This window comes from Limnohabitans simekii (SeqCode), from assembly GCF_965234735.1.
GTDB lineage: Bacteria > Pseudomonadota > Gammaproteobacteria > Burkholderiales > Burkholderiaceae_C > Limnohabitans > Limnohabitans simekii.
This window is the reverse complement of record NZ_OZ248542.1, coordinates 268,629-294,908: the sequence shown is the minus strand read 5'-3', so window position 1 is coordinate 294,908 and position 26,280 is coordinate 268,629. Positions and strand designations below refer to the sequence as shown.

General features: G+C 55.5%; 29 protein-coding genes. 5 read left to right on the top strand and 24 right to left on the bottom strand.

The window, feature by feature from the left end:
* Position 1 precedes the first annotated feature (1 nt).
* Genes AC8GFP_RS07980 through AC8GFP_RS07965 form a run of 4 tightly spaced genes read right to left on the bottom strand, consistent with a single transcriptional unit; the run spans position 2 to position 3,454 of the window.
* Entirely contained in the window at positions 2–1,129 is a 1,128-nt protein-coding gene (locus AC8GFP_RS07980; protein ID WP_506611990.1) for a hypothetical protein, read from the bottom strand.
* A gap of 38 nt (positions 1,130–1,167) precedes the next feature.
* The gene (locus tag AC8GFP_RS07975; protein WP_506611989.1) at positions 1,168–1,812 is read right to left on the bottom strand and encodes a type IV pilus assembly protein FimV; all 645 of its coding nucleotides are present in this window, start codon (positions 1,810–1,812) and stop codon (positions 1,168–1,170) included.
* A gap of 17 nt (positions 1,813–1,829) precedes the next feature.
* A complete protein-coding gene (locus tag AC8GFP_RS07970; protein WP_506611987.1) occupies positions 1,830–2,882 on the bottom strand; it encodes a hypothetical protein in 1,053 nt (350 codons plus the stop codon).
* Positions 2,883–2,908: 26 nt separating this feature from the next.
* Positions 2,909–3,454, bottom strand: coding sequence for an LPP20 family lipoprotein (locus AC8GFP_RS07965; RefSeq protein WP_506611985.1), 546 nt, complete (start codon positions 3,452–3,454; stop codon positions 2,909–2,911).
* 176 nt (positions 3,455–3,630) lie between these two features.
* Here AC8GFP_RS07965 and AC8GFP_RS07960 point away from each other — a divergent pair, with 176 nt between their 5' ends.
* Positions 3,631–4,764, top strand: coding sequence for a sigma-54 interaction domain-containing protein (locus tag AC8GFP_RS07960; protein WP_506611983.1), 1,134 nt, complete (start codon positions 3,631–3,633; stop codon positions 4,762–4,764).
* Between the two features lie 35 nt (positions 4,765–4,799).
* Here the strand turns inward: AC8GFP_RS07960 and AC8GFP_RS07955 are convergent, their stop codons facing one another.
* The 8 genes from AC8GFP_RS07955 to flhA form a co-directional block, all read right to left on the bottom strand.
* A complete protein-coding gene (locus tag AC8GFP_RS07955; protein WP_506611981.1) occupies positions 4,800–5,903 on the bottom strand; it encodes a flagellar motor protein MotB in 1,104 nt (367 codons plus the stop codon).
* Positions 5,904–5,905: 2 nt separating this feature from the next.
* Complete coding sequence (locus tag AC8GFP_RS07950; RefSeq protein WP_506611978.1) at positions 5,906–6,766, bottom strand: motility-associated protein; 861 nt, start codon at positions 6,764–6,766, stop codon at positions 5,906–5,908.
* Positions 6,767–6,870: 104 nt separating this feature from the next.
* Positions 6,871–7,290 (bottom strand): flagellar export chaperone FliS, encoded by a 420-nt coding sequence (gene fliS, locus AC8GFP_RS07945; protein ID WP_506611976.1) that lies wholly within the window; start codon positions 7,288–7,290, stop codon positions 6,871–6,873.
* Positions 7,291–7,381: 91 nt separating this feature from the next.
* Positions 7,382–8,203, bottom strand: coding sequence for a hypothetical protein (locus AC8GFP_RS07940; RefSeq protein ID WP_506611974.1), 822 nt, complete (start codon positions 8,201–8,203; stop codon positions 7,382–7,384).
* Positions 8,200–8,952, bottom strand: coding sequence for an RNA polymerase sigma factor FliA (gene fliA, locus AC8GFP_RS07935; RefSeq protein ID WP_506611972.1), 753 nt, complete (start codon positions 8,950–8,952; stop codon positions 8,200–8,202). The genes AC8GFP_RS07940 and fliA overlap by 4 nt, the downstream gene beginning before the upstream one ends.
* A complete protein-coding gene (locus tag AC8GFP_RS07930; RefSeq protein ID WP_506611971.1) occupies positions 8,949–9,776 on the bottom strand; it encodes a MinD/ParA family protein in 828 nt (275 codons plus the stop codon). The genes fliA and AC8GFP_RS07930 overlap by 4 nt, the downstream gene beginning before the upstream one ends.
* Positions 9,769–11,193: a hypothetical protein gene (locus tag AC8GFP_RS07925; RefSeq protein WP_506611968.1), complete on the bottom strand. Its 1,425-nt coding sequence runs from the start codon at positions 11,191–11,193 to the stop codon at positions 9,769–9,771. Before AC8GFP_RS07925 ends, AC8GFP_RS07930 begins: the two co-directional genes overlap by 8 nt.
* 31 nt (positions 11,194–11,224) lie before the next feature.
* Positions 11,225–13,330: a flagellar biosynthesis protein FlhA gene (flhA, locus tag AC8GFP_RS07920; protein WP_506611967.1), complete on the bottom strand. Its 2,106-nt coding sequence runs from the start codon at positions 13,328–13,330 to the stop codon at positions 11,225–11,227.
* Positions 13,331–13,556: 226 nt separating this feature from the next.
* Here flhA and AC8GFP_RS07915 point away from each other — a divergent pair, with 226 nt between their 5' ends.
* From AC8GFP_RS07915 to fliN, 4 genes are read left to right on the top strand one after another with little or no spacing between them, the layout of a single operon-like run.
* Positions 13,557–15,200, top strand: a complete 1,644-nt coding sequence (locus AC8GFP_RS07915) for a flagellar hook-length control protein FliK (protein WP_506611965.1) — start codon at positions 13,557–13,559, stop codon at positions 15,198–15,200.
* A gap of 25 nt (positions 15,201–15,225) precedes the next feature.
* Complete coding sequence (locus AC8GFP_RS07910) at positions 15,226–15,807, top strand: flagellar basal body-associated FliL family protein (protein ID WP_506611963.1); 582 nt, start codon at positions 15,226–15,228, stop codon at positions 15,805–15,807.
* 5 nt (positions 15,808–15,812) lie between these two features.
* Entirely contained in the window at positions 15,813–16,811 is a 999-nt protein-coding gene (gene fliM, locus AC8GFP_RS07905; RefSeq protein ID WP_506611961.1) for a flagellar motor switch protein FliM, read from the top strand.
* 15 nt (positions 16,812–16,826) lie between these two features.
* Positions 16,827–17,168, top strand: coding sequence for a flagellar motor switch protein FliN (gene fliN, locus AC8GFP_RS07900; protein WP_506611958.1), 342 nt, complete (start codon positions 16,827–16,829; stop codon positions 17,166–17,168).
* A 49-nt stretch (positions 17,169–17,217) separates the two neighbouring features.
* Here the strand turns inward: fliN and AC8GFP_RS07895 are convergent, their stop codons facing one another.
* The 12 genes from AC8GFP_RS07895 to AC8GFP_RS07840 are packed head-to-tail and all read right to left on the bottom strand — an operon-like array spanning position 17,218 to position 26,278.
* Positions 17,218–17,481 (bottom strand): NfeD family protein, encoded by a 264-nt coding sequence (locus tag AC8GFP_RS07895; RefSeq protein ID WP_506611956.1) that lies wholly within the window; start codon positions 17,479–17,481, stop codon positions 17,218–17,220.
* 2 nt (positions 17,482–17,483) lie between these two features.
* The gene (locus AC8GFP_RS07890) at positions 17,484–18,362 is read right to left on the bottom strand and encodes an SPFH domain-containing protein (protein ID WP_506611954.1); all 879 of its coding nucleotides are present in this window, start codon (positions 18,360–18,362) and stop codon (positions 17,484–17,486) included.
* A gap of 36 nt (positions 18,363–18,398) precedes the next feature.
* Positions 18,399–19,697: a c-type cytochrome biogenesis protein CcmI gene (gene ccmI / locus AC8GFP_RS07885; protein ID WP_506611952.1), complete on the bottom strand. Its 1,299-nt coding sequence runs from the start codon at positions 19,695–19,697 to the stop codon at positions 18,399–18,401.
* Positions 19,698–20,141 carry a cytochrome c-type biogenesis protein gene (locus tag AC8GFP_RS07880; protein WP_506611950.1) on the bottom strand — a complete coding sequence of 148 codons (444 nt, stop codon included), beginning with the start codon at positions 20,139–20,141 and terminating at the stop codon, positions 19,698–19,700.
* Positions 20,138–20,719, bottom strand: coding sequence for a DsbE family thiol:disulfide interchange protein (locus AC8GFP_RS07875; RefSeq protein ID WP_506611948.1), 582 nt, complete (start codon positions 20,717–20,719; stop codon positions 20,138–20,140). Before AC8GFP_RS07875 ends, AC8GFP_RS07880 begins: the two co-directional genes overlap by 4 nt.
* A 4-nt stretch (positions 20,720–20,723) precedes the next feature.
* Positions 20,724–22,685 carry a heme lyase CcmF/NrfE family subunit gene (locus tag AC8GFP_RS07870; protein WP_506611946.1) on the bottom strand — a complete coding sequence of 654 codons (1,962 nt, stop codon included), beginning with the start codon at positions 22,683–22,685 and terminating at the stop codon, positions 20,724–20,726.
* A 14-nt stretch (positions 22,686–22,699) separates the two neighbouring features.
* Complete coding sequence (gene ccmE, locus AC8GFP_RS07865; protein WP_506611944.1) at positions 22,700–23,152, bottom strand: cytochrome c maturation protein CcmE; 453 nt, start codon at positions 23,150–23,152, stop codon at positions 22,700–22,702.
* Entirely contained in the window at positions 23,149–23,319 is a 171-nt protein-coding gene (ccmD, locus tag AC8GFP_RS07860) for a heme exporter protein CcmD (protein ID WP_506611942.1), read from the bottom strand. The genes ccmE and ccmD overlap by 4 nt, the downstream gene beginning before the upstream one ends.
* Positions 23,316–24,065, bottom strand: a complete 750-nt coding sequence (gene ccmC, locus AC8GFP_RS07855) for a heme ABC transporter permease CcmC (RefSeq protein ID WP_506611940.1) — start codon at positions 24,063–24,065, stop codon at positions 23,316–23,318. Before ccmC ends, ccmD begins: the two co-directional genes overlap by 4 nt.
* A gap of 4 nt (positions 24,066–24,069) precedes the next feature.
* Positions 24,070–24,735, bottom strand: coding sequence for a heme exporter protein CcmB (gene ccmB / locus AC8GFP_RS07850; protein ID WP_506611938.1), 666 nt, complete (start codon positions 24,733–24,735; stop codon positions 24,070–24,072).
* The gene (ccmA, locus tag AC8GFP_RS07845) at positions 24,732–25,358 is read right to left on the bottom strand and encodes a cytochrome c biogenesis heme-transporting ATPase CcmA (RefSeq protein WP_506611936.1); all 627 of its coding nucleotides are present in this window, start codon (positions 25,356–25,358) and stop codon (positions 24,732–24,734) included. The genes ccmB and ccmA overlap by 4 nt, the downstream gene beginning before the upstream one ends.
* Complete coding sequence (locus AC8GFP_RS07840; protein WP_506611934.1) at positions 25,355–26,278, bottom strand: GNAT family N-acetyltransferase; 924 nt, start codon at positions 26,276–26,278, stop codon at positions 25,355–25,357. Before AC8GFP_RS07840 ends, ccmA begins: the two co-directional genes overlap by 4 nt.
* Positions 26,279–26,280: the final 2 nt, after the last annotated feature.

Genomic DNA, 26,280 nt, shown 5'->3' with positions numbered 1-26,280 from the left:
GTCAGGCTCGTGCATCGATGACCGAGCCGCGGGTGCCCGAGACTTCACTGGCACGCACCAGCGGGCGTGGCGCATTGAAGATTTGAAAAGACTGCAAATTCAAACCAGCGGCTCCCAACTCCAAGCCCAGTTCACCGGAGCGTTGCCTGGCCACAGCGGCCACATCAGCCCGCAACGCCCACATGACCAAATCCACACTGGTTGATTTGGAGATCAGGGTGTTGAGCCAAATCTCGCCGAGCAATCGACTGCGCGAATGGATGTCAACGCTGAGCGGGGGTTCCTCCTGTCCCGGCTTGCGGGCGGGTCGTTGGAAATGCAGTTCAACAGGCTCGGCGTCCACGAAGGGCAACAAGACATGCAAAGACAGTTCCCCGCCCAATGACTTTTGTGCGCTTTGCGCTTGGGCCGACTCGATCTCGCGGATGGCCTGCTCCAGTTCTCTGCCTTGCTCTTGATCAACGCCTTCAAGCGTGCCTTGTTGCATCAAGGCCAAGATCTGCTTCATGATGGTTTTGGGGTCATCTACCGGCGCTTGCGCATTCAAAAGCATGTTTTCGATGCTGCGGGCTTGGCCCATGACGGCTTTCTTGAGCATGCTGGGATTGATCTGCGCCATGAACATGCGCTGCTGCAGCAGTCGATAGACCATGCCATTCAACTCGGTTTGGCGTCCCCACAAACCCAGGCTCATGTCATTGAGCAATTTCGCAACGCTTGCAAAGCCCGTGGGCTGCGTCAACAACATGCCCAAGGTGGTGGCATTGCGGGGCTCTATGCCCTGCCAATCCATGTTCTTCAAACCAAAGCTGGCAGACGCTGGCGATGCACTGGAGGTTTGTCCAGGCGGATAGGACTGGATCAAAAAGCCCCATCCAGCGGGTGAATGGCTGGCTCTTAAAAAAGGCTTGTCACCGTCTTTGAGCACCCAGCCATTGGGCAGTTCAAAAAAGAAATCTTTGACCCAAAGCCGAACCCGTTTGTCGCGCACCTCGACCATGGCTTGCACGACTTGTCCATCGCGCAAACCCAGTTGTTGCGCCACTTGGGTTTGCACCCACATGGGACGCGTCTCTGGGTGGATGGGCGTGACCCGATTGGCGGCGGAGACAATTTCGGCACCGATCATGAAAGGAGTCCTTTGGCGCCGCCACAAGCAACGCTAAATCAGGGGTAACGCACCCAGTTGCGCTTGTTGATCTCAGGTCCCGGATTGTGCCCTGCTTGGTGAGCTGCAGCACCGCCATGTGGCAACACATTGGCAGCCGTGACGGTTGCCGTGTTGGCAGTGTTTGCTGCGGCCATGGCGGAGGCGCTGTCTGTCAGCAACGAAGGCATGATTTTTTTGATCAGTTCAGCCGGTTCGGGCAACATCAGTTGGGCACCTGCAAGCAAGGTCTTGGGATTGCCTTTGACGAAGGCTTGCGGGTTGTTTTGCACCAAGGCGTTGCGCAAAACATCGCTGCGCAACGGTGTGCTGGCATAAAACTTTTGAATGACGCGGTCCAGCGTGTCACCTGCCTTGACTTTGTACTGACCCATTTCGGCCATGACCACCAGGTCTGCCATGGGATTGACTGCGTTTTCGACCTTGGGTTTTTTGGCCGCCATCGCTTTGGGCTTGTCTTTGTCCTCGGCAGGCATTTTGGCGGTTTCTGCTTTGCTTGGCTCGGGTTTGAGGGTGTCGAGTTGGGTCAAGGCTTTGGGCATCTCCAAAGGCGGTTGCTTGGACGGCTCTTGCGCCCAAGCAGCAAGGGTCAAAGCTTGCAGCAACGCCAAGGAAACAGCAAAACGGGCGGGTTGGATCTTCATGGTGACTCCTCGGAAATTCAGGGTGTGTGCGGGATGGCCACCCAGTGGCCATGACCGGACATTTTGTGAGCAGTTTTGATTTTCAATTCTGCATAGAAATCGCTGACTTGGACCACTTCGGCCATGGCCAAACTGTCGAACGCTTTGGGTTCCAAAGCGCGAGAAGGCAACTGCTGCCGGTCCGTCAACACCATCTGAGCGCCTACTTTGAGGCCACTGGCGGCGCCACCCGCAATGCGTACCGTATCGCTGCGCAGTTTCAGCACATCAAATTGCGGCACCCGGCATGACAACTCCCGCTCCATGCCTTGCACAAAACCGACCACGGCGGCTTGCACTTGTGCCAGCACCACGGCTGACAAGGGCTTGGACGAAATGGGCACTTGCCGGGGTTGGTCGATGTTGATTTTTTGTTCGCCCACAAACAAGCTTGCACCTTGGGCTTTGCTGCGCAATTCCCAACGCACATCGTAAGCACTGACACGGGGCAAACCTGCAGCCATGCTGGGCGAAATGCTGACGATGAGCTGCCATGGAACATGTTGCTCACCCTGCCCCACCAACAATTGCTCGTAACTGTCGGCTGGTGATTGCCGATCCATCAAGCGCCACAGGCTCGACTGTTGGGACACCCTGAATGCTTGTTGTTTGATCGACTGAGCAACTTGTTGCGCTTCAAATTGAAAGGCCACCGGCAGTTGGGGCGCATAACGCAATTGCCAGCTCATTTGATGCCAAGCACCCGCTTTGGTCGGTGTTTTGCAGCCGCCCATGGGCAAGGGCTTGCTGTCCATTTGCACATCATCCATGTCGCGACCATAAGCCAAGACGCGAATGCCGCGCACCTCCATGCCTGTTACAAAACTGCTGGCTTCACGCAACACGCCAGAGCCGTCAATGAAAGCCGCCGACCGAACTTCAGTGGGGCCTTTCATGGAATGCTGCAGCAAGGACTGGCGAATCGCTTCCAAGCGGTCTTCCGCACTCATGGGGTCTGCTTGCGCACTCAGGCTGACACCCGCCAGGGCGACGCCTAACAACAAACCATACCAACTTGAGCGCTTGAACATGATGCAGCAACTTTCAATCAAACACATCAACGTGAAGCGCGTGTGGCAATCTGTGTCAGGTACAACATGCGCAAGTCCTGCACGGCATTGCGATCCAAGGACATGGTGGTTTCATAGGTGTCATCACCCACGGGCGTGATGCTCACGAGTTGGGCACCATAAATCACGCCTTCCACACGGGTGCGAAAGGTGTCGTTCATCACCGTCATGTCTGCCACGGTGGTGTTGGCATCCAATTGCTGGCCATAGACCTGTTCGGTCAGGGCGCGGTAGGCGTCCAATTTGGAGGCGCGAATGGCCAACAGGCGTTGCTGTGCGGGATTTTTATGGTTTTGCACGCTGATGACGGCATAGCCGGTGGCCACATAGGTTTCACGCTTGTCCATCATCGGGGTGATCATGGACGCTGGCGCAGGTTCAGGCGCATTGCTGGGTGCCGCCTTGTTGATGCTGGCGGTCGAAGGCGCAGCCACGGCAACAACAGGAGCCGGTGCGGCGGCATAGGGTCGCATCGCCTCGCAGGCGGTCAGTGAGCCCAGGGCCAGGGCGGTCAAAACAAAACGTTGAATCATGGTGATTTCCTCTCGATGTGAAGCATGCTTGCCCGGCTCATCCAAACAAGCTGTGCTTCATGGGGTACATGCGAAGAATCGACCACTGCACCAACTTCTTTAAGCCCATAGACCTGTGCAGTCGAATACTTTTGACGGCTTGCCGATTCAAGCCCTTCGGCGACAATGACCCAAGCATGAATTCGCCTTCCTTTTTCATTGGTTCGAGTCCGATCGCCAACGCATTGCGTCGTTTGGTGACCACCATTTCCAACTCCAACGCCACGGTGCTGATCACCGGTGAAAGCGGCACGGGCAAAGAGTTGCTCGCGCGTTCTTTGCATGAGCAATCCGACCGCGTAGGCGGCACTTTCGTACCCATTAATTGCTCTGCCATCCCCAAAGAATTACTCGAAAGTGAACTTTTCGGCCACCGCAAAGGTTCTTTCACAGGCGCAGTTGCCGATCGCATCGGTCGCTTCGAGTTGGCCCATGGTGGCACCATCTTTTTGGATGAAATTGGCGACATGTCCTTGGACATGCAGGTCAAGTTGTTGCGGGTGCTGCAAGAGCGGGTGATCGACCCAGTGGGCTCGACCCGTCAAATACCCATCGATGTTCGTGTCATTGCCGCCACACACCGTGATTTAGAAGCGGAAATTCAAGCCGGCAGATTCCGCGAGGACTTGTACTATCGGCTTAACGTGTTGCCCGTGGTCACCCCCCCATTGCGCGAGCGACCCGAAGACATCGCCGAGCTGCTGCGCTTTTATGCCGAGCACTACAAACTCCCCAAAGGCCAAGCGGTTCGCTTTTCACCCGATTTTTTAGACGCCTTGGTGGCCTACCCCTGGCCGGGCAATGTGCGCGAGTTGTGCAATTTGATGGACCGCTTCAGCACTTTGTACGCCGGTCAAATGCTCGACTTGCGTGCCATTCCGGCCAACTTATTGCCCAAAGGTTTGGTGCCAGTTCAAGCCGAGATGTTGGCCCGCAGTGGTCCCGTGGTGTTTCCGCAAGAGATGACGCCACCGCCAGAGGTGTTGGCTGAAATGGCGCACGCTGGTGGGATGTCTGAAGACTTGTTGCCCAACCAACCCGAGCCGCAAGACAATGAGATCGAGAGCATCATCATGCTCGCGCAAGGTATGCCGCATTTGCCACCAGAAGGCATTTCTTTGAAGGACCGCCTGGCTGAAATAGAGCGCAACATCATTGAACAGGCCTTGGAGCGCTCACAAGGCAATGTCTCTCGCACAGCCAAACTGCTGAACTTGCAACGCACCACGTTGATTGAAAAGATCAACAAATACGAACTGCGTACCGCCTGATCCTGGTCAGAAATTAGAACCGGCCGATTCTTCGCTTACTTGGTCTCTTGATTGAGCACCGTGATGCTCATGCGGCGGTTGCGCGGGTCAAATTTATCTTTGGGATTGAACGGATCGGTGTCGGCAACCCCTTCAATCCGCTTGAAGCGCTCTTCCTTGATACCGTTTCTTTGCAAAATTTGACGTGTGGCTTCCGCCCGCTCTGCCGACAAGGACCAGTTGTTGCGACCTTGCTGATTTTGGAAAGGCACGGCATCGGTGTGTCCACGAATGGCCACTTTGTTGGGCATGTCTGCCAACGAAGCCGCAACCTCGCTGATCAACGCTGCCGCTTTGCCTTGCATGCCAGCATTGCCACTTGGGAACATCGCAAAGTCGGCGTTATCGATGATCTCGATGCGCAAGCCTTCTTGGTCACGGCTGATGGCCACTTTGTCTTTCAGCGATTCAAACTTTTTGTTCTCTGACAATTTCTCTTTGATTTCTTGCTCGAGTTTTTCAAAGTTTTCTTTGTCTTGCTGCTCTGCAATGGCTTTGCGCTCGGCTTTGCTCAATTTGTCGGGGTCGCTACCACCCTCGCCTTGACCGCCCTCGCCGGAGCCCAGGCCTTCGCCTTTGCCGCCTTTGGATGGGTCATTGGCCTCGTTTTCATTTTCAGGGCCGGGGTCGGTGTCGGGGTTGGGGCCGCCTTCGGATTTGGGCGTCAAACGCTCAAGCAAACCGGTTTGACGCGCTGCATAGGGAAAGGCATCGGGGTCGATGATGGAGCGACCACCCAAGACACCGTTGGAGCCAGCCAATTGACCAACGGGCACCAAACTGTGCGAAGTGGGTTTGAAATAGTCGGCAATGCTTTTGCGTTGGTCGGCATTGGACGCGCCCAACAGCCACATCAACAAGAAGAACGCCATCATGGCGGTCATCATGTCGGCCAGCGCAATTTTCCAAGCGCCACCGTGGGCGCCGCCATGGCCATCTTCAATTTTCTTGATGATGATGACCGGCGCAAGACCTTCAGCCGCAGGCGGGGCCCCTTCAGCCGGAGGGGGTGCGTCTGGTGGCGCATCCGGCGCAGCATCGGCGCCAGCTGCAGCTGCAGCAGCAGCAGGGTCTTCCTTGGCGGCTTGTTCCTCAGCCATGGTTACTTGCCTCGCATGCCGTCAAAAATTTCACCAAAGGATGGTTTGTTGTGGTGGTTGATCACCGATCGGGCTGCCTCAATCACCAAGGGCATGGGGTGACCATGCAAGTTGGCCACGATGAGTTGCTGCACGCACTTGAAAATTTCACCGTCTTCTTCAACCACCTGGGCAATGCGAATGGCAAAAGGACCTGCAATACCGTAGGCCAACAACACGCCCATGAAGGTACCGACCAGGGCTGAACCAATCAGTGCGCCCAGCACAGGAGGTGGTTGGTCAATCGCACCCATGGTTTTCACCACACCCAACACGCAAGCCACAATGCCCAAGGCAGGCAAAGCGCCCTCCATAGAGGCCCAGAACGTGGCATTCATGCCTTCATGGTGTTGGTGGTTTTTGATGGAAGCAGTCATCACATCTTCCACCGCATAAGGACTCAAGTTGCCAGAGGACACCACCATCAAACGGATGGTGTCGCAAATCATGTCAAGCAGGGCATGGTCTTGCAAGATGGGCGGGTATTCCGCGAAGATGGCGCTGGACTCGGGGTTTTCGATGTGCGGCTCGAGGGCCACAGCACCTTCGGCCTTGAGCGTTTTCAATATTTTGGAGACCACCAAAATAATCGCCAAGTAATCTTCTTTGTGGTACTTGGGGCCTTTGAAAACCTTGCCCGCTGCTGCAAAACCAGTGCCGACACCTGCCTTGCTGTTGCCAATGAGGGCCGCACCAACGGCCGCACCGAAAATGGAGATAAATTCGAAGGGAGCCGCTGCAATAATGGGGGCCATATCGCCGCCGTGGACGATGTACACGCCAAAGACGCAAGCGAACAAAACGACTAGACCTACTGCTCCCATTTTCTACTCCAAGTGTTAAAGCATGTGGCGTCCGAGGAGGCCCCATGCTTTCTATCTATCCCACAAGCGTAACCGAATCAATAGACCCTTTGGTGTCTAGAACTTCAGTTGACGGCTGCAACAACTGCAGGCCGTGGGATCAAGGCTGGCACAGTTTCCCATGCGCTGCGAATTTCCATCATCAGGCTATGGATTTCTTCCAAGGCCTGCAAATCGTTGCGTGCATTTACGTGCAACAAACGGCGTGTCACGTAGTTATAAAGTTCATTCAAGTTGGCGGCCAAATCGCCACCCTTTTCAAAGTCCAAGGCACCTTGCAGACCCAACACAATGCGGCTGGCGCGGGCAATGGCTTTTGATTTTTCGCTGACATTGTTGTGTTGAATATGACCCTTGGCGGTTGACAAACTTTCAATCAAACCATCAAACAGCATTTGAATCAGCTCGACGTTGTTCGCTTGTGAAGCGCCGGTGCTGACTTTGACTTGTCCATAGCTTTCAATGGCTCGGTGGTTGGCTCGCATGATCAAAGGCTCCTGAAATTAATCGTTGACCCTGATTGATTCGGCGTGATGCGCTTGAACTTGAGAGCAGACCATGTTTGTCAATGTTGTTTTAAGCAGGAACCGCTTTGTTTTCATCGGCAGCGGCTGAACTCATGACCGGCTGAGCGTTTTGCAGCGCCGATAAATCCGGTTGCAGTGCCGAAGGTTCTGGCAATGGTTCGGCGACGGCAGCCATAGGCGCGCTGACTGTGGCCACAGGTGCTGCGACTGGTTGAGCGACTGGTTGAGCGACTGGTTGCGCAACTGGTGCCACCGGCGGCAATGCAACTGGCGCAACAGCCAAAGCCTCTTCCGATGGTGGCAATGCACTGTCAGCCTCATCCTCGTCGGTATGAAGCATCAAGGTGGCTGAGTAAGCTTCTGTCAGGTCCAAGCCCAATCGCGCGTAAATCATGGAGGTGACTTGATCCAAAGACTGTTGAATGCGCAATTCTTCATCCGGATTTTTGGCGGCAAAGTCCACGCCCGCTTGGTAAATGCTGGCCAAATGGTGCATCGGCAACCAAGACTCCAAAGAGCCGCGCGGTGTGGGGATGATGCGGTTGTTGGTGGGCACACCAGCAGTTCCGGCGCGGCTATGCGTGTAGCCTTCCATGAACACTTGTTCGATGTGCTGACGCAGCACGGGCTCGTAATGCGGCTTCAAGTTGGTGACGGTTTTGGCGTCCATGCCCGGCACGGGCAAGCCACTCATGGCGTCCCAAAGGGTCTTGCCGCTGAGTTCGCCAAACAAACCATCGTTATAGGTTTTGGGCAGATCAGGACTGGCATAACCCGCGTAAATGACATTGACTTTGTCAACCACATAGAGCACCAAGACAAAGACCAACAACAGGCCCCAGGCCATGAAAAGTTGGAAAAAGCTACTCATGCAACCCTCCTGCTTGGTTTGGACACGGGCTCACGTTCGACTTGCAGCTGTCCGCGCAATTTCTTGACCACCGAGGACAAAATTTGACTGATGCGGGACTCGCTGACTTCCAAGACCTCGCCGATCTCTTTTAAATTCAACTCTTCCACGTAATAGAGTTGCATCACCAACTGTTCGCGCTCGGGCAAGTCGGCAATCGCATCGGTGACCGCCTGCATGAACTCGGCCTCTTCCACCATCACATCCGGTTGTCTGGAGGCATCATCGGCAATGCTCATCACTTCTTCAGTGACGACTTCAAGCGAATAAGTTTCAAAACGGCGGGCTTTGCCACGCTCTTTTTGAAAATCTTCCAAATCTTTGCCCATGTACTCGGCCATTTCAGTCTGGGTGGGCGCACGGCCCAACTCGGAGGACAAAGCATGCAAGGTTTCGTTGTGGGATTTGTTGAATGCCACCGCCGAACGTGGCAAGAATGACAGTCGACGGACTTCGTCGAGCATGGCACCGCGCACACGGCTGTGCGCGAAGTTTTCAAAATCCACGCCTTTGCTGGCATCAAACACACGCGAGGCTTCCAGCAAACCCATCATGCCCACTTGAATGAGTTCATCCAATTCCATGTAGGCTGGAACCCGGGCTTTCAAATGCAGGGCCACCCGCTTGACCAAGCCCAGATGGGCCAACACCAACTCTTCGCCTTGGGGGCGGGCTTGTTGGTACATCTTGATGGGTGAAAGTGTTCTCATGCTTCATCCGATTTGCTTTGCAGCAACCGCTCCATGAAAAATTGCAAGCCACCGGAGGGGTGGTCAATCGGTCTAAGCTGGGTACACAACTCCGCCAGACGGCGAAAGTCACGTGCGGCTGCAGTGCCAGGGGCCAACTCCATGACGGATTGGTATTTCTTCAAAGCGGTCAAAACCATTTCATCCCGCTCGATGGCGGTCAGGTAATGGATGGATTCGTTGAGAAACCGCACGCACACATCGTTCAAGCGTTGATACAGCTTCCAGCCCTGGGTTTGGGTGTCGACCATGTTGGGCAGCAAATAAATTTCATCCAGTTGCATCTCTTGGGACAACACCTTGATGGTGCCGTAAGCATCGGCAATGGACGACGGATCGTCTTGCACCACGATGAAGCGGCGCTGGCATGCACCCAAGAAAGCCAGTACGGAGGGAGAAATTCCGGCGGCCACATCGACAATCAGGTAATCAATGTCTTTGCTCAGGTCGCTGAAGGCTTGCACGATGCTGGCCGCTTGCACTTGGCTGAGCGCTGCCAACTCTTGCATGCCCGAAGCACCGGGTATGAGTTGAATGCCTTGTCGTGTTTTCAAGGTGATTTCGGCCAAGGTTTTTTGGCCCGCCAAGAAATGACTGAGGTTGTATTCGGCGCGGGCGCCCAGGGCAATCTGGGCATTGGCCAGGCCCAAGTCGGCGTCGAACAACATCACGTCGTGACCGCGCTGCGCCAGCGCCACCGCCAGGTTGATGGACACCGTGGTTTTACCCACGCCGCCCTTGCCACTGGCGATACCGATCACTTCGGTGGTTTTGTGTTTAGTCATTCAGTGCCCCTGCTTGTTGGGATGCCAATCGGGTGATTCTGGCTGAAGTCATGGCCATGGTGCTGCGCATGTCTTCGTGGGCCGCGTCGCCGGCACCCAAAGACAGGTTGTGCAGCGCCAAGTTCACCAGTTCATCCATTTGCAGTTGACGGCTCCATTCACCCAGGCGTTCGCCTCTGCTGGCAGCACTCACGCCCACATGGCCTTCGGTCAGCACTTGAATGAGGGACCACGGTTGGGTGGACTCGTCCATTTTGCTGATCATCAGGCTTTGCCACTGTATCTGTGGCGTCGAGAGCAAGCGGCGCAAAGAAGATTGCGAGGCATCGGCTGGAATCACCACATGGAATTGGGCGGCAGCCGAGATGTTGGAGATTTCAGCCACACGTTCGATCATTTGAACACCAGGGGTGTCAATGATGATGAACTTGCGTTGGCCATGTTCTTCCAACAACAGTTTCAAGGTGGTGGCATTGGTGGCGCGGAAACAATCCACGCCCGACTGTGCGCTCAACAACTGGGTTTGGTTCCAAGCACCTGCACGCTGATCGCTGTAGCTGATGACCGCCACTTGCTCGGCGCCCAAGTTCACGCTGGCATGTTGGGCCAAACGCGCCACCATCAAAGACTTGCCGGCACCTGATGGCCCCGCCAACACGTGCAAACCTGACTCTGGCACACCCACGCTGCTGTGCTGCATTGAATGCACCAATTGGCGGCGAATTTCCTCGATGGCGGGCTCTACATCTTCAAAACTCTGAATGCTGTCAATCAACAAGGCCCGCAAGGCCACCGGAATGGCGGCATCTTGCAAAGCATTGCGCAAGGGATGCAAGCTGCGTGAGAGTCCAGCACCTTGCCAAGCCATTTGCTGGCTGAGCTTGAATTCTTTGCGCAAGCTGGCGAGTTCCTCGCGCACCAGTTCCACAATTTCACGCCCACGCAAGCTGTCCCGCTCTTCTTGCGCCGCCTGAACAGCCACAGGGTCCACTGCGACGGGGGCAGGGGCATGCTTGACTTCAATGGAGGCGGCCTCTGGCGCCGACTCGGCTTTGGCTTTGGATTTCAAAACAGCGGCAGACACAAAGCCTTCTGGCAGGCTGGTTTTGTCTTGGCCCGAGCGTTTTTGACGCGTCATCGTCTCTTCCATCACCTCACCAAAGCTGGCGGTGGTTTTGCTGATGACGATTTCATCGGTGCTGCTTTCTTTGGGCAGCGCATATTTTTTCTCGGTGGGCACAAACGCTTCAGCCACCGCTGCCTCTAGGCTGATGGGGGGAACGTCGACCGCCACAATCAATTCGGTTTGACCGCGCACCTTGCTGCTGGAGATGACGAGCACGTCGGGACCATACAGGGCCACCGCTTTTTGATTGGCGGCACGTGTATCGCGTGCAATGATTCGTTTGAGTTCCATGTTGTTTCTCGCAGGTCAAAAATTGTTGTGGTTATCCGTTGCGGTTCATGGCGTTCACAGTGTGAATCACCTTGACGGCTTGGTCATCTGGAATTTCGCTGTACGACAGCACGGTCAAATCGCTGACGCGAAAACGCACCGCTTTAGACAACCAACCGCGAATCAAGGGCGACACCACCAACACGGCAGCATGGCCCTCTTCTTCCATTTCACGTGCGCCGACGCGCAAAGCATTGAACAAGTTTTCTGCCAAGCTGGGTTCCAGCACCACCGGTTGGCCCGGTTGGCTTTGCTGCAACACGTTGTGCAGCAGTTGCTCTAAACCCGGCTCCAAGGTCATGACCGACAAATTGCTGGACTCGTCCACCAAGCTTTGCATGATCATGCGGCCTAATTTGGGGCGCACATAAGCGGCCAGTTGCTCAGGGTCGGTGCTGCGGGCGCTGGCTTCGGTGAGGGTTTCAACGATGGAGCGCATGTCGCGAATCGAGACACCCTCGCCCAACAACTGTTGCAACACGCGGGTCACGATGCCCAAGGCCAATTTGCCAGGCACCAACTCTTCTACGAGCTTGGGTGATTTGGCCGACAGTTTGTCCAACAGTTGTTGCACTTCATCGTGGCTGAGCAAGTCGGCCGAGTTTTCGCGCAGCACTTTGTTCAAGTGGGTGGCAATCGCCGTGCTGGCGTCCACCACGGTGTAACCCAAGGTGCGGGCCACATCGCGTTGTGAGGATTCAATCCAGACGGCTTCCAGTCCAAAGGCTGGTTCGCGGGTGGGGATGCCTTGCAACTCACCATACACCTGGCCGGGGTTGATGGCCAATTCACGACCCACTTTGATTTCGCCTTTGCCCCGCACCACGCCCTTGAGCACGATGTTGTAGGAGTCCGGATCGATGTTCAAGTCGTCGCGAATGCGAACGGGCTGAACCAAAAAGCCCAACTCGGCCGACAATTTTTTACGCACGCCTTTGACGCGGCTCATCAATTCGCCGCCAGTGTCTTGGTTGACCAACGGAATCAAGCCGTAGCCAATCTCTAAACCAATCAAATCGACTTGGTCCACATCGTCCCAGTCCAGATCTTTGGTGGCCTCGGAGGTGGCTGCGGCTTGTGCCACCGCTTCTTGGGTGGCTTCTTCTTCCACTTCACTGCGAATCACCATCAGGCCCAGACCGGCAGTAGCAGCGGCCAAGGTGATGAACATCAAATAGGGCATGCCGGGCACCAAGCCCAGAATGGTCAAGATGATGGCCGATATGAACAAGGCGGATGGATTGGCAAGCTGGGTGCCCGCTTGCTCGGAAATGGACTCGGAAGTGGTGACGCGGGTGACGATGATGGCGGTGGCCAACGACAGCAACAGTGCCGGAATTTGCGACACCAGTCCGTCACCAATGGTGAGCAGGGTGTAAATCTTGCCTGCTTCAGTGACAGACAAGTCGTGTTGCACCACGCCAATGGCCAATCCGCCGACCAAGTTGATCAGCAGAATCAGCAAACCTGCAATGGCATCACCACTGACAAACTTAGAGGCACCGTCCATGGCGCCAAAGAAATCGGATTCTTGTGAGAGCTCTTCGCGGCGCTTTTTGGCCGTGGGCTGGTCAATCACACCCGCATTCAAATCGGCATCGATGGACATTTGTTTGCCAGGCATGGCGTCCAAGGTGAAACGAGCGTTCACTTCAGAGACGCGGCCTGCACCCTTGGTCACCACGATGAAGTTGATGATCATCAAAATAGCAAAGATGATGAAGCCCACCACATAGTTACCAGCGATCACAAACTCGCCAAAGGCGGCCACCACCTTGCCAGCTGCTTCATGACCGGTGTGGCCATCGACCAAGATGATCCGGGTTGAGGCCACGTTCAAGGCCAAGCGCAACATGGTGGCAAACAACAACACCGTTGGGAAAGACGAAAACTCCAGAGGTTTGCGGGTTCCAATGGCAATCATGATGATCACCAAGCTGATCACGATGTTGAAAGTAAACAAAAAGTCCAATAAAACGGGCGATAAAGGCAGCACCAACATGGCCATGATCAACAACACCAGGACTGGAATGCCCAGGCCGGTGTAGTCAAACTTTGCCAAGTTCTGTCGAATCGTTGACAGGGTTAAGGTGCTCATGGTTGTTTTGTCGCGTTTTTTGTTACGTTAAGGTTTCAAATCAATGCGCTTTTCAGCGCCGTCAGAATGATCAAGCAATGGATGTGCCAGTTTGAATCTGTGGAGGCCTCAACCCCCAAGGTTTGGATGGCCTGCCAGCGTTCCAATGACCAGGTCAGCGGCAAGGCTTGACCTGTCACGGAAATTGCTTAAGTAGCCTGTCTTTAATGGGAAGCACACAACGGATATGAACTTATCTGCCTTGAACACAGGCCTGAATCAGGCCGCTGCCAACACCGCACCCGAGGTCAGCCCCTCTGGTACAGCCGCATTGCGCCTGCCTGCAGGCACTTTGTCGGGCGAGGACTTTGCAGCCTTTTTGCGCCACCAAGTGCGCGCCCTGAAAAACAACCAGCGGCAAGAGATTGCCGCTGCCCCTTTGCCCAAAGCCTTGCCGCCGGCAGATCGGCATGCCGTTGCAGCCGATCGGCAGCAAGATAAAGCCGCAGATCGGCAGCAAGACAAAGCGGCCGCTGACCGCAGCAACGTCCAATCCGAGGATGCCAGCCAGCGGCATGCCAAAGCACGAAGCGATGCCAGTGCGCGTCAAGAGGCACAAAGCCATCAACGTGCGGCAACCGAGGAGGCCAACGCCGAATCAGCAGCCATTTCTATAGACACGCAAGATACGGGCCCCACAGACGCCCACAGCAACCCATTGGCAGCAACCGACACAGGTTTGACTGAGCAAGCCGTCTTGGCGGCAACGGAGCCTGGCGCAGAACAGGCGGTCATCACTGAAGAATTGACCACCATTCCGCTGAGTTCCAGCATCCATATCATCACCGTGGCGAACACCCCGCCGGATGAGAAAAGCCTGAGTGATTTCGCTTTGGCGATGGGCTTGGACCCTGAACAGGTACAGGCCTTGTTTGGCCCATCCGTTCAAGCCAATGCGCAGTCCGCACCGGCTGTTTCTACCCAGCAAATGCTGGCCATGAGCGGCCTGCCCACCGTGAGCGCCCCAGCCAAGCCGCTGGAGCTGACAGCCCTTGCAACCCAATCGCCTCAACTGCCCCAGCAAGCGCTGACCCAAGTTGCCGTATCCACCGCTGACTTTCAAGCGATGAAAGTAGAGATGCCATTGGATGCGCAGGACCAAGTGGCCAACGCCATCAAAACCGTGGACATCTTGAACATGCAGGTGGCAACCGGCACATCGCCAGCCAATGTCATGGCTGCCACAGCAGCACCGGTCAGCACCTTGGCGGTGTTGTCGATGATGGACACCCAACTGCGGGCCGAAGACATCGAAACACTGAAAACTGAATTTGATGCACTGAACGCACTGGACACCAGCGCAGACAGCCATGGCTTGGGCTCAGGCAGCTCAGGCTCTTCAGCCAGCGCCAATGCCGCCAGCAAAGCAGCAGCCGCTTTTGTCAACAACCCCGACATGGCCCAAACCTTTGACAAGCTGAGCGAAAAACTGGCCACTGAACTGGCAGGCCGCATGCATGAAAAACTCAATGCTGGCGAATGGAAAATGAAATTTGCCTTGAAACCCGCCAGTTTGGGCTTGGTTGATGTGCAGTTGGAGATGCGCGATGGCAAATTGACCGCACAGTTCAATGCCGACACCAGCCTGACACAAGAACTGATTCAAAACGGCAGCCAACGCTTGAAAGAAGCTTTAGGTCAACTTGGCATGAACAATGCATCCGTTTTGGTAGGACAAGGTCAACAACAAGGCCAAGCATCTGGTCAATCTGGCAACAGTCGCCAAGGCGGCGACAATCATGCCAAACTGGAAGGCGATTCGGTGACCGAAGCCCTTGGGTCGGTCAGACCAAGGCACAGCAACAGTTTGCAATTTGACACTTACGCTTGAACACTGAGAGAAACAGGAGTACCCCATGGCAACAGAAGCAGCAGCACCAGAAGAAGGCACGGAAGAGCCGAAAAAGAAAAAACCGATTCTCTTGATCCTGGGCGCCGTCGTTGGCGCAATAGTGGTCATGGTGTCGGTGGCTTTTGGCACTTTGTACTTCTCGGGTTTTTACGAGAAAAAAGCCGAACTGGCCGCGATGGACAAATTGGAAGAGCTTGAAGCTGCGGCCACCAAGGCCAAAGACGAAGCGCCTGCCAAGCTGAAAAAAGAAGCCCCCGAAGCCACGCGTTTTGAGAAAAACTATTTTCAGATCGACAAAGAACTGATGACCAACATCACCGGCTCGAAAAAAGTCATGGTGGTGCAAATGGCCGTCATGACCCACTACGACACCCGCGTGTTTGACAACATCAAAAAACACGAGTTTGCACTGCGCTCGGCGATGTTGGATGTGATGCGTCAAACCACCGAAGCTGAAACAACCAAGCCCGAGTTCCGCAAGGAACTGGCGCTCAGGCTCAAAGATGTGATGAATGCCATGCTTGAAGAATACGAAGACTTCGGTGGCATTGAAGAAGTCATGTTCACTTCGTTTGTGATGCAGTAAGGCACATGGCAACACGTCAAAATTTACTCAGCGATGAAGAGCTGGCGGCCCTGTCTGAAGGGCTGAAAGACGGCTCCATCGAAACGGACACGGGCTTTAACACCAAAGTGCGTGTGCGCAAACACGACTTGGCGAGTGAAAACTCCAGCCTGGGCGTGAACGTTTCATCGATCGACATGATCAATGAACGATTCATCCGCATGTTCCGTTTGGGTTTGCTTGAGGTGTTGCGCACCACGCCGCGTGTCAATCCAACGCGGGTGCAGATCATGAAGTTTGGTGACTACCTGCACATGCTCAAGGCACCGTTGTCGGTCAACACCATTCGCATCAACCCCATGCGCGGCAACTCGGTCATCATCATCGACCCGAATGTGGTGTTCAGTTCGCTGGACAGTTTCTTTGGCGGCTTTGGCAAAGGCGTGTCGGATTTGCCGCCAGGTCGTTTGTTCACCGCCACCGAAACCCGCATCATCAACATCATTTTGGAAGTGTTTTTCCGCTCCTTGAAAGATGCTTGGGGTCCGGTCATGGAAATCGACTGCGAACAGGTCAGCTCTGAGATCAACCCCCAGTTCGCGCAAATTGCCGATGAAAACGATTTGGTGGTGCTGAGTCGCTTTGAAGCCGAGGCCACCGCATCGGGTGGCAAAGGCTTCATCGATTTGGTCTACCCCTATGCCACGCTCAAACCGCTGCGCGACTTGTTGCGCAACCGTGTCGCGTCTGGCGACGGCAACGAAGAATCCGACAAGATATGGCGCGAAGACTTGGCAGTGGCCGTGGGCGACTCCGAGATGGCGATCAAAGTGGTCATGGGCAACATCAAGACCACCTTGCACCATTTGCAGACCATGAAGGAAGGCGACATGCTGTTCTTCAAGAAACCTGAATTGGCGCAATTCTTGGCCAACGACGTCCCCTCATTCGGGGTCAACATTGGCACCAAAGGCTCGAATGTGGCCGTGCGGATTGAAAAACAACTTGTCCCCGGACAGCTTTAAGAAGGCAGGCGAAACATGAACGACACCACCGAACCCCAAGATCAAGATCAAGACGCAACTCCGCCAACCTCGGATGAATTTCAAGTGTCACAACCGGGCAATATCAACCCGGAAGTGTTGCAAAACATCTCGGTGAATTTGTCCATTGAAGTGGGTCGCACCAACATCAAGATCAAAGACTTGATGCGCTTGACCCAAGGCAGCGTGGTTGAACTTGACCGCATTGCAGGCGAACCTTTGGATTTGCTGGTGAACGACACCGTGGTGGCCCAAGGTGAAGTCGTACTGGTCAACGACCGCTACGGTATTCGCTTGACCCGCGTGGTGCCCTCCACCGATCGTTTGAAATCCATCTGATTGTTGAACGACAACCCCCAAGAAAAAGCCCGTTTGCAAACGGGCTTTTTCAATAGTGGTTGATATCCTGGTTGGACTGTTCTTCGGTATCGGTTTGACGCTTGAACAGTTTGCGAAAAACCAAGAAGAACACCACCGAGGCGGCAGCAAACACCAGCACATCACGGCTGAAGCTGAAATCATTGAACATGAATTGCAGCAAGGCCACCACCCAGGCTGCCACGCCCATGCCCAGCAGCAAAAAAGACAAGGTGAGCAACTCGGCAATCACCAAGACAATGCCCAGCAGCAGAGAAATTTGAAAAGGTTCCATGGTCAAAGCTTGCTGGCCAATTTGCCGATCGTTCCACTGAGTGAAGACAACACATCAGACGGGACCAACACAATTTTGGTGTTGTTGCCCACAGCCAATGACTGCACGGCTTGGGCTTGCAATTTTTTGACTTCAAATTCAATGGCGCTGGCACCACCTTCACTGATGGCTTTGGACACAGCGGCAACCGCATAAGCCTCAGCGTCCGCCAAGATGCGCTTGGCAAGCGCTTCTTTTTCTGCCGAATACAAACTGGCGTCGGCTTGCAATTGCGTGGCTTGCTTGATGCCTTCTGCTTCGGTGACCGCACCTCGGCGCTTGCGCTCGGCGTTGAGTTGCACCTGCATGGCTTCTTTGGTTTGCTCGTCCACTTCGACTTCGGTGATTTCCACGCGCGTGAGCTTGATGCCCCACTCATCCGACACGGCTTGCAGTTCTGACTCGATTTCTTCGGCAATGTGGCGGCGGTTGGACTGCACACCATCCAACTCTGTTTTGCCAATGACACTTCGCACCGTGCCGTTGACAATGGTTTTGATGCCTGTCTTGAGATCCGCAATGCGGTACATGGTTTTGGACGAGTCGATGATGCGGTAGAAGATGGCCAGCTGGATGCTGATCGACACGTTGTCCAGGGTGATCGCATTGATGGGGTCCGGCGGTTGCTGCATTTCTTGGATAGAAACCTTGTGCCGCACCACCTCGAAAAATGGAATGAGCAAATGCAAGCCCGCTTCGATTTTGCGGTGGTAGCGTCCCAGTCGCTCAATCAGCCAGTTTTCGGACTGCGGCACGATGAACACCGAATAACGCAAGGTGACCAGCACCAAGACCAAGATGAACAAATAAACCACTGAAGCAAAGCTGAATCCGTTTTCCATGAGCCCAATCCTTGAAGTGGGTGCCGATCTTATCAATTATTGAAACGCTTTAGAGATATTAAGTTTTAATTCATCAGCGCTGCCGGGTGTGACTGGCCCGACACTGGCGCCAAAGTCGCCAGGCTGGGGCATGGCATTGCCTGTTTTGGAAATGCGCGCGCGGACCATCACCGAGGTGACCTGAGACAGCTTCATTTGCGGATTCATCGCCAAGCTGTCGTCGAGCACAAAGTCGTAAGGCAGTTTGTCCACCGTGGTGCGGATGATGGCCAAGGGCATGCGCGGACCTTCTGCGGCATTGGCATAAATGAACACGATGTCTTGCGGCGACACTTGGGCGGCCAAAGCCGGGTCGATGCTGACCCGACCGGTGATTCTTTCGGTGCCGTCTGAGGCTGGTTTGGCGGTCAAGACACCCGCACTGGCTGGCGCATTGGCCATGTTGGTCGCGGGTGACAAGGGCGGCATCCCAAGGCGTTCACGGGCTTGATCAATGGCCTCGGCCAAGGCAGCTGCATCGGGTGAAGCAGGCGGCAAACTCGCCTTGACTCTTTCCCAATAAGCCAAAGCCTCTTTGAAGCGACCCTCGGAGAATGCAGCGCTGCCCGCCAGCAACAAAGCGTTGCCATGGTTGGGGTCGGCTTTCAGCACCGTGTTGATGATGGCCCAAGGCTCGCCTTTGAAACTGCCATTGTTTTTTTGCGCCAGCACTTCGGCACGCTCGATCAAAACATCGTCATTGCGGGCCAGCGCCAGCGATTTTTGCAATGCCAAATCTGCCTCGTCATAACGCGCCAAAGCGCGTTGAATGCGACCCAACATCACCCAGCCTTCGGCATTGTTGGGCTCGTTTTGCAAGCGTTCAGCGAGTTGATCGGCCATGCTGGCCAAACGTTCGGGCGTGAGTTGCTCGTCGCCATGGGCTTGAGCCGACAGCTGCGGATCCAAGGCCATGGGTGTGCCCACCAAGAAATACGCGCTGAATGCCATGAGGGGAATCAGTACAGCGATGCCAGCCAACAACAGCTTGGGGCGCTTGTTGGTTGCGGGCGTTGGAGCTGCGGATGATTGAGGTGGCGGAGCATCCTCCAACAAACGTTGGGTCAGCTCTTGGTGCGACAAATCAAAACCTGCTTGATCCAAGCTGCCTTGGGCCAACTCACGCTCGAGCTCGGCCAGTTGTTCACGGTACACAGCCACATGCGACAGGACTTGTTCGCGTTCTTGACTTTGCGCCACGGGTCGCGTGGCTTGCCACAGCACCCGCCACAACACAGCCAAGACCACCAAGGTGAGGACCAAGGCCAACAGCAGAAAAATTTGGACGGCGTTCATTTATTCCTTGAGCAACGATTCAGCTTGAGCATTGTCAGCGTCGCTCATGCGTTGGTGAACAAGCGCCTTGCGATGTCGCAAATAGCGCCACAAACCCCAGACGGCCAAAATCAAGATGACAAACGGGCCGAACCAGAGTGGCCAAGTCAGCGGTTTCACATCTGGTCGGTACAGCACGAAATCACCATAGCGCTCAACCAAGTAGGTTTTGATTTCAGCATCCGTCATGCCTTGGCGAATGAGTTTGCGCACCTCGCGTCGCAAGTCTTCGGCCAATTCAGCGTTGGAGGATGCCAGGGATTCGTTTTGACAAACCAAGCAGCGCAACTCCTCGGCCAACACCACCAGTCTGGCTTCCACTTGGGGGTCTTCAGCCCTGGGTGGGGCCTCGCCCGCCCAAACTGCGCTGCTGCACAGGGCCAAGATGATGAACCAGCGCTTCATGATTTCTCCAATTGTCGGATCAGGGGCAACAATTTGGTTTCCAAAATTTCGGGTGTGACCGGCCCCACCTGCTTGTAACGAATGATGCCTTCTCGGTCGATCACATAAGTTTCAGGCACGCCGTAGACGCCATAGTCAATGCCCACGCTGCCATCAAGGTCCATGACGGACAACTTGTAAGGGTCGCCCTGGCGCTGAAGAAAACGCAGGCTGCGCTCGCGGGCCAAGCTCAGTTTGGCGTCATCGCTCAAGGGGCCATTGGTTTGATCAGCCGCTTGAACTTCTTTGTAACTCAACCCGATGATGGGCACACTTTGAGTTTTGGAAAACTCGACCAACAACGGATGCTCTTCGCGACAAGCCACGCACCATGTGGCCCAAACATTGAAAAGCCACACCTGCCCTTTGTAATCGGCGGGGCTAAAGGGTTGGTCACCGGTGAGTGTTGGCAAACTGAAAGCAGGCGCTGGCTTGCCCACCAAGGGCGAAGGAATTTCACGCGGATCACGCTTCAAGCCCACCGCTAAAAAAGCCACCAAGCCAAAGAACAACGCCAACGGAATCAGGAATTTTTTCATGGCATCAAACCGGGTTGGACATGGCCTCGCCCACCGTTTTCAATTGCGCACTGATGTCGCGGCGACGGTAACGGCGGTCCAAAGCCGCAACCATGCCCCCCGTGACCATGAGCAACACACCGACCCAGAGCCAAGGCACGAAGGGCTTGTGATAGACGCGCATGCTCCAACTCGGCGTGTCTCCCGCGATCGGGTCGCCCAAGGACACATAGAGGTCACCGAAGAAATTGGAGCGAATGGCCGCTTCGGTCATCGGCATGGCCGTTGAAAAATAGCGGCGTTTTTCGGGGTAGAGCACGTGGATGACCTTGTCGTTTTTCACAACTTCAACATGGGCTTGCGTGGCTTTGTAGTTGGGGCCGTTCACGTCCACCATGTCTACCAATCGAAAGGTGTAGGGCTCAATCGTCACTGTCTGACCCAAGCCCATGCGCACATCTCGCTCGACCTCGTAAGACTTCACGCCGGTGATGCCCAGCACCACGACGGCCAATCCAAAGTGCGCCAGGTGTTGGCCCCAAAAGGAGCCGCCAATGCGACCAGGTTTGCGCAGCCGATTGACCATGTTGTGCAAACTGCCCAAAGCCACCCACATGCCCAAAAAGACGCCCAATGCCGTGCCTATGGACCAGGGGCCCCAAACAAACGGCAAACCGATGGCCAACAGCAGCGAAGCTGCGCCGACCCAGCGCAACTCTTGAAACATCTCGGACACATGGGCCTCGCGCCAACGCGCAATCGTGCCCGGCACCAAAATGAACAACAAGGGCACCATCAAAGGCGCAAACACCAAATTGAAATACGGTGGGCCAACCGACAGCTTGCCCAAATTCAAGGCGTCAATAACGAGTGGGTAGAGCGTGCCCAGCAGCACGGCACCGGTGGCCACCACCAGCAGCACGCTGTTGAGCAACATGAACGACTCGCGCGAAACAACACCCATGCTGCCACCCAAGGTGACTTGCGGGGCACGCCAAGCAAACAAGGTCAGCGACGCGCCCACCACAATCGCCAAGAAAATCAAGATGAACACCCCACGGGTTGGATCGGTGGCAAACGCATGCACCGAGGTGAGCACGCCAGAGCGAACCAAGAAGGTGCCCAACAAGGACAAGGAAAATGCCGCGATGGCCAACAACACGGTCCAGGCTTTGAAACTGCCCCGCTTCTCAGTGACCATCAGGGAATGGATGAGCGCGGTGCCCACCAACCAAGGCATGAGTGAGGCGTTTTCCACCGGATCCCAGAACCACCAGCCGCCCCAGCCCAACTCGTAATACGCCCACCACGAGCCCAAGCCGATGCCCAAAGTGAGAAAGGCCCAGGCGATGACCGTCCAAGGACGCGACCAGCGTGCCCAAGCGGCATCCAATCGGCCCGACAACAAGGCGGCAATGGCAAATGCAAATGCCACCGACATGCCGACATAACCCATGTAGAGCATGGGCGGATGGATCACCAGGCCAGGGTCTTGCAGCAAAGGATTCAGGTCGCGCCCGTCAGCAGGGACAGGAAACAACCGATCAAACGGATTGGACGTGAACAAGATGAACAACATGAAGCCAACCGTGATCAAGCCCATCACACCCAGCACCCGAGCGACCATCACCAGAGGCAAGGTTTGTGAAAACAGCGCAACCGCTGCCGCCCAACCGGTGAGCATCAGCATCCACAGCAGCAACGAACCTTCATGCCCACCCCACACGGCTGCAAATTGATACTGCTTGGGCAACAAACTGTTGGAATGATTGGCCACATACTTGACCGAGAAATCATTGTTCAAAAAAGCATAAGCCAAGCAGGCAAATGACAAGGCCACCAGCACAAATTGCAGCAAAGCCAGTGGTCTTGCCAAGGCTTGCAAAGTGGGGTTGGGACGCAGCGTGCCCCACAAAGGCAAAACGCCCAACAAGACGGACAGCACGGCGGCCAGCACCAAAGAGAATTGACCAAGTTCAGGAATCATAAAGAGCCAGACTTTCAGGGTTGAGCGGATTGAGCTGCACGCGCTTTGGCAGCTTGGTCAAGTGCATGTTGCGCCTCAGGCGGCATGTAGTTCTCATCGTGCTTGGCCAACACTTCGGCCGCCATCATGACGCCTTGTTCATTGATTTTGCCCTGCGCCACCACACCCTTGCCTTCTTTGAACAAATCGGGCAACAAACCGGTATAGCGTACGGTGATGTCTTGTGCGGTGTCGGTCACCACAAAACTGACCTCGGTGCCATCACGCTGCAAGCTGCCGGTTTTGACCATGCCGCCGATGCGAAAGGTTTTGTTGACAGGCGCCTCACCCTTCAACACCTGCGAAGGTGTGAAGAAAAACACCAGGTTGCTTTGGAAGGCGTTCAGCACAAAAGCCGCCGCCGCAGCCAGCACCATCAAGCCACCCAAAATGAGCGCAAAGCGTTTGCGACGCGGGGTCCAGTTCATGACTTGTCCTGTGATTCTGTGGCCGCCAAGGCCAACGCTTGTTGATGGGCGACCCGGGCTTGCCAAATTTCAAGCAGGATAAAGAGCGCAGTCATGCCCATGCTGCCCCAGACATAAAGCCCATATCCACCCATGTCCCAAAACTGGGCCCAACTCTCCCACCTCATGGCTTCACTCCTGCAACCTCGGGCAACGCTTGCACCCAATCGGCGTGTCTTTCGCGCTCAATGATGAGTGAGCGCACCCGGTAACAAACAATCGCCAACGTGTAGATCCAACAGGCCAAGGCCATGAGCAGCATGCCCCACAACATGAGCGAGGCCATGCTGGGCGAACGGGTGAGCGACACCGATGCACCTTGGTGCAGGGTGTTCCACCAGGTCACTGAAAAATAGATGATGGGCACATTGATCGCACCCACGATGGCGATGAGTGCACCCGCACGATCGGCGCGGCGCACATCGTCAATCGCCGAGGTGAGCGCCATATAGCCCAAGTAGAGAAAAAACAAAATCAATTCGGAGGTCAGGCGGGCATCCCAGACCCACCAAGTGCCCCACATCGGCTTGCCCCACAAAGCGCCTGTCCAGAGCGATAGAAAAGCGAACATGGCGCCGGTGGGGGCCAGAGCCCGGGTCATCATTCCCGACAAACGGGTGTTGAAGGTCAAACCCAGAATGCTCCAAAAAGCCATGGCCAAGTAGATGATCATGGACATCCATGAGACAGGCACATGCACAAAGATGATGCGGTAGCCCTCGCCTTGTTGGGCGTCTGCTGGTGCCACGGCAAAACCGATCCACAAACCTACCGCGGCCAACACCGTGGCCAAGGCCGCAAACCAAGGCCATAAACGGCCAGCCAACCCATAAAACGTTTGGGGTGCAGCGTAATAGAACCAGCGAATCGTCATGAACTCATTCCAAAGCGATGCGCAATGCAGCGCTGCATGCCCAAGGGCTGAAAAAAAGCGCTGGCAACAACAATGCCAGCAAAATCGAGATATGGGCTTGCGCTCCTAATCCCGTGTTCAGGGCTTGCACGGCGCCAGCCCCAAATACCAACACAGGGACAAACAATGGCAGCACCAACAAGGAAATCAACACACCACCACCGCGCACGCCTAAAGTGAGAGCAGCACCAATGGCGCCGATACACGACAACACTGGCGTACCCAACAGCAAGGTGAGCGATAAGAGCGCCAATGCTTCTGCTGACAAATCGAATTGCAAACCCAAAACAGGCGCCAATATTACCAAGGGGAGTCCAGAGAGAAGCCAATGAGCGGCTATTTTCCCTAGTACCAACAGCCACAGAGGATGTGGGGACAAGATCATTTGTTCCAAGGCACCATCGCGGTGGTCCACTTCGAACAACCGTGACAAGGCCAACATGCTGGCCAAAAGTGCGCCAACCCACAACACGCCGGGGCCAATTTGACGCAGCATGGCTGGCTCGGGGCCAATCGCCAATGGAAACAATGCGGCCACCACCACAAAGAAAAACATGGCGCTCAGCACTTCGGATTTGCGCCGCATGGCCAAACGCAGGTCGCGCAACACCACAGTGAAGAATATGTTCATGCTTGCAACCTCAGACTTTGCAGATCCACGCCCAACTGCACCGCTTGGTGGCTGGTGAAGATCAAGGCCCCACCTTTTGCCAAATGTTGTTGCAACAACAACTGCAAGGCCTGAACTGCATCGCTGTCCAAGGCCACGAAAGGTTCATCCAACAGCCACAGCTTGGCATGGGCGAGTTGCAAACGCGCCAATGCGACACGGCGTTTCTGGCCTTGTGACAAAACCCGCAAAGGCAAATGGGCGCGGTTTTTCAAGCCTTGCACAGCCAATGCGTGCAGCGTTTGGTCGCGGCTCAAGGCTTGGCCGGCCATCGCGGCGCTGAGCTGAACGTTTTCAAAGGCCGACAGCTCATCTTTCAAACCCAATGCATGACCGAGGTAGAGCAACTCGCTTTTGAACCCAGACGCCAGATCAACCACGGGAACGCCACACCAATGCACCCGCCCTTGGGCCAAGGTAGACAAGCCGCTGAGGGCACGTAGCAAGGTGGTTTTGCCAGCACCGTTGTCGCCCTCTAAATGCAGCGCCGTGCCAGCAGACAAAGCAAAGCTGACCGGTTTGAACAATGGGCGCCCGCCCCGCTCACAGCTGACATCCACAACTTGCAGCAGGTGTTGGCTCATAACAAGTAACTGCCCGCCAGCACTTTGACTTCGCCACCGGTGGCCATTTTGAAGCGTGCAATACCAGCGCTGCGGCCGGTGTTGACGCCGCCCAAATCCAGTTGGCGGATGCCGCGTTCTTTCAGCTCTTCGATGCTCTTCCACAAAATCAGGTGGTGTGCATGCAAGTTGCGGCCAGCTTCTGAGGTCCAACCCACTTGGTAAGTGGCGGCTTCTCCGTGCAGCATGAACATCATGGCAGCCACCCGGTCGCGGCCCAGGTCTGCGCGGACAGACAAGATGTTTTTCGACGGTTGCTTGCGCGATTCGGCATAGCGTTCAAAAAAGATATCGGGGTAGCCTTGAAAACCCCTTGTCACCCGTTGTTGCATGTCGGCGTCCAACAACCAGCGGTATTGCCCGGGGTTGGTGCCCATGCGGTGGATGCTGAGCTCGGATTTTTCTGCACCACTCAAGGGGCTGCGCCAGCGGGGGTCTAAGTTGGTGCGCAGCGCGTCCATGGGCTGGCTGATATCCAGCATGACGGTGGCGAAACCGGTCATGATGCGGCGCAAATGCGGCAATCCCAGCTCGGGGCTTTGCGGCTCGTCTGGCGTGATCATCAAAAAGCGCAAGCCGGGCAGCGGAATGCTTTGTCGCATGGCTTGGTAAGCCCGGGCTTTGTCGTTGCCGCTCAAGGCTTGCAGCCAGATGGGGCCGCGCGAGCACAGCGCAAAACCTGCCCAGCGGCCAAAGCGGCGCACGATGAACTGCGCCATTGCCACCGGCACGCCATCGGCATGCACCACGCCACGCAACACAGAAGAGCCCATGGCCACGCGGGTAGAGCCGTAGGCCCAGTCTTGTTGCAAAGCGCCTGCGGCTTGGGCGTGGGCCACGTCCCAGATGCCCAAGTCGTGGCCGTCCCATTGCAGCTTCATGG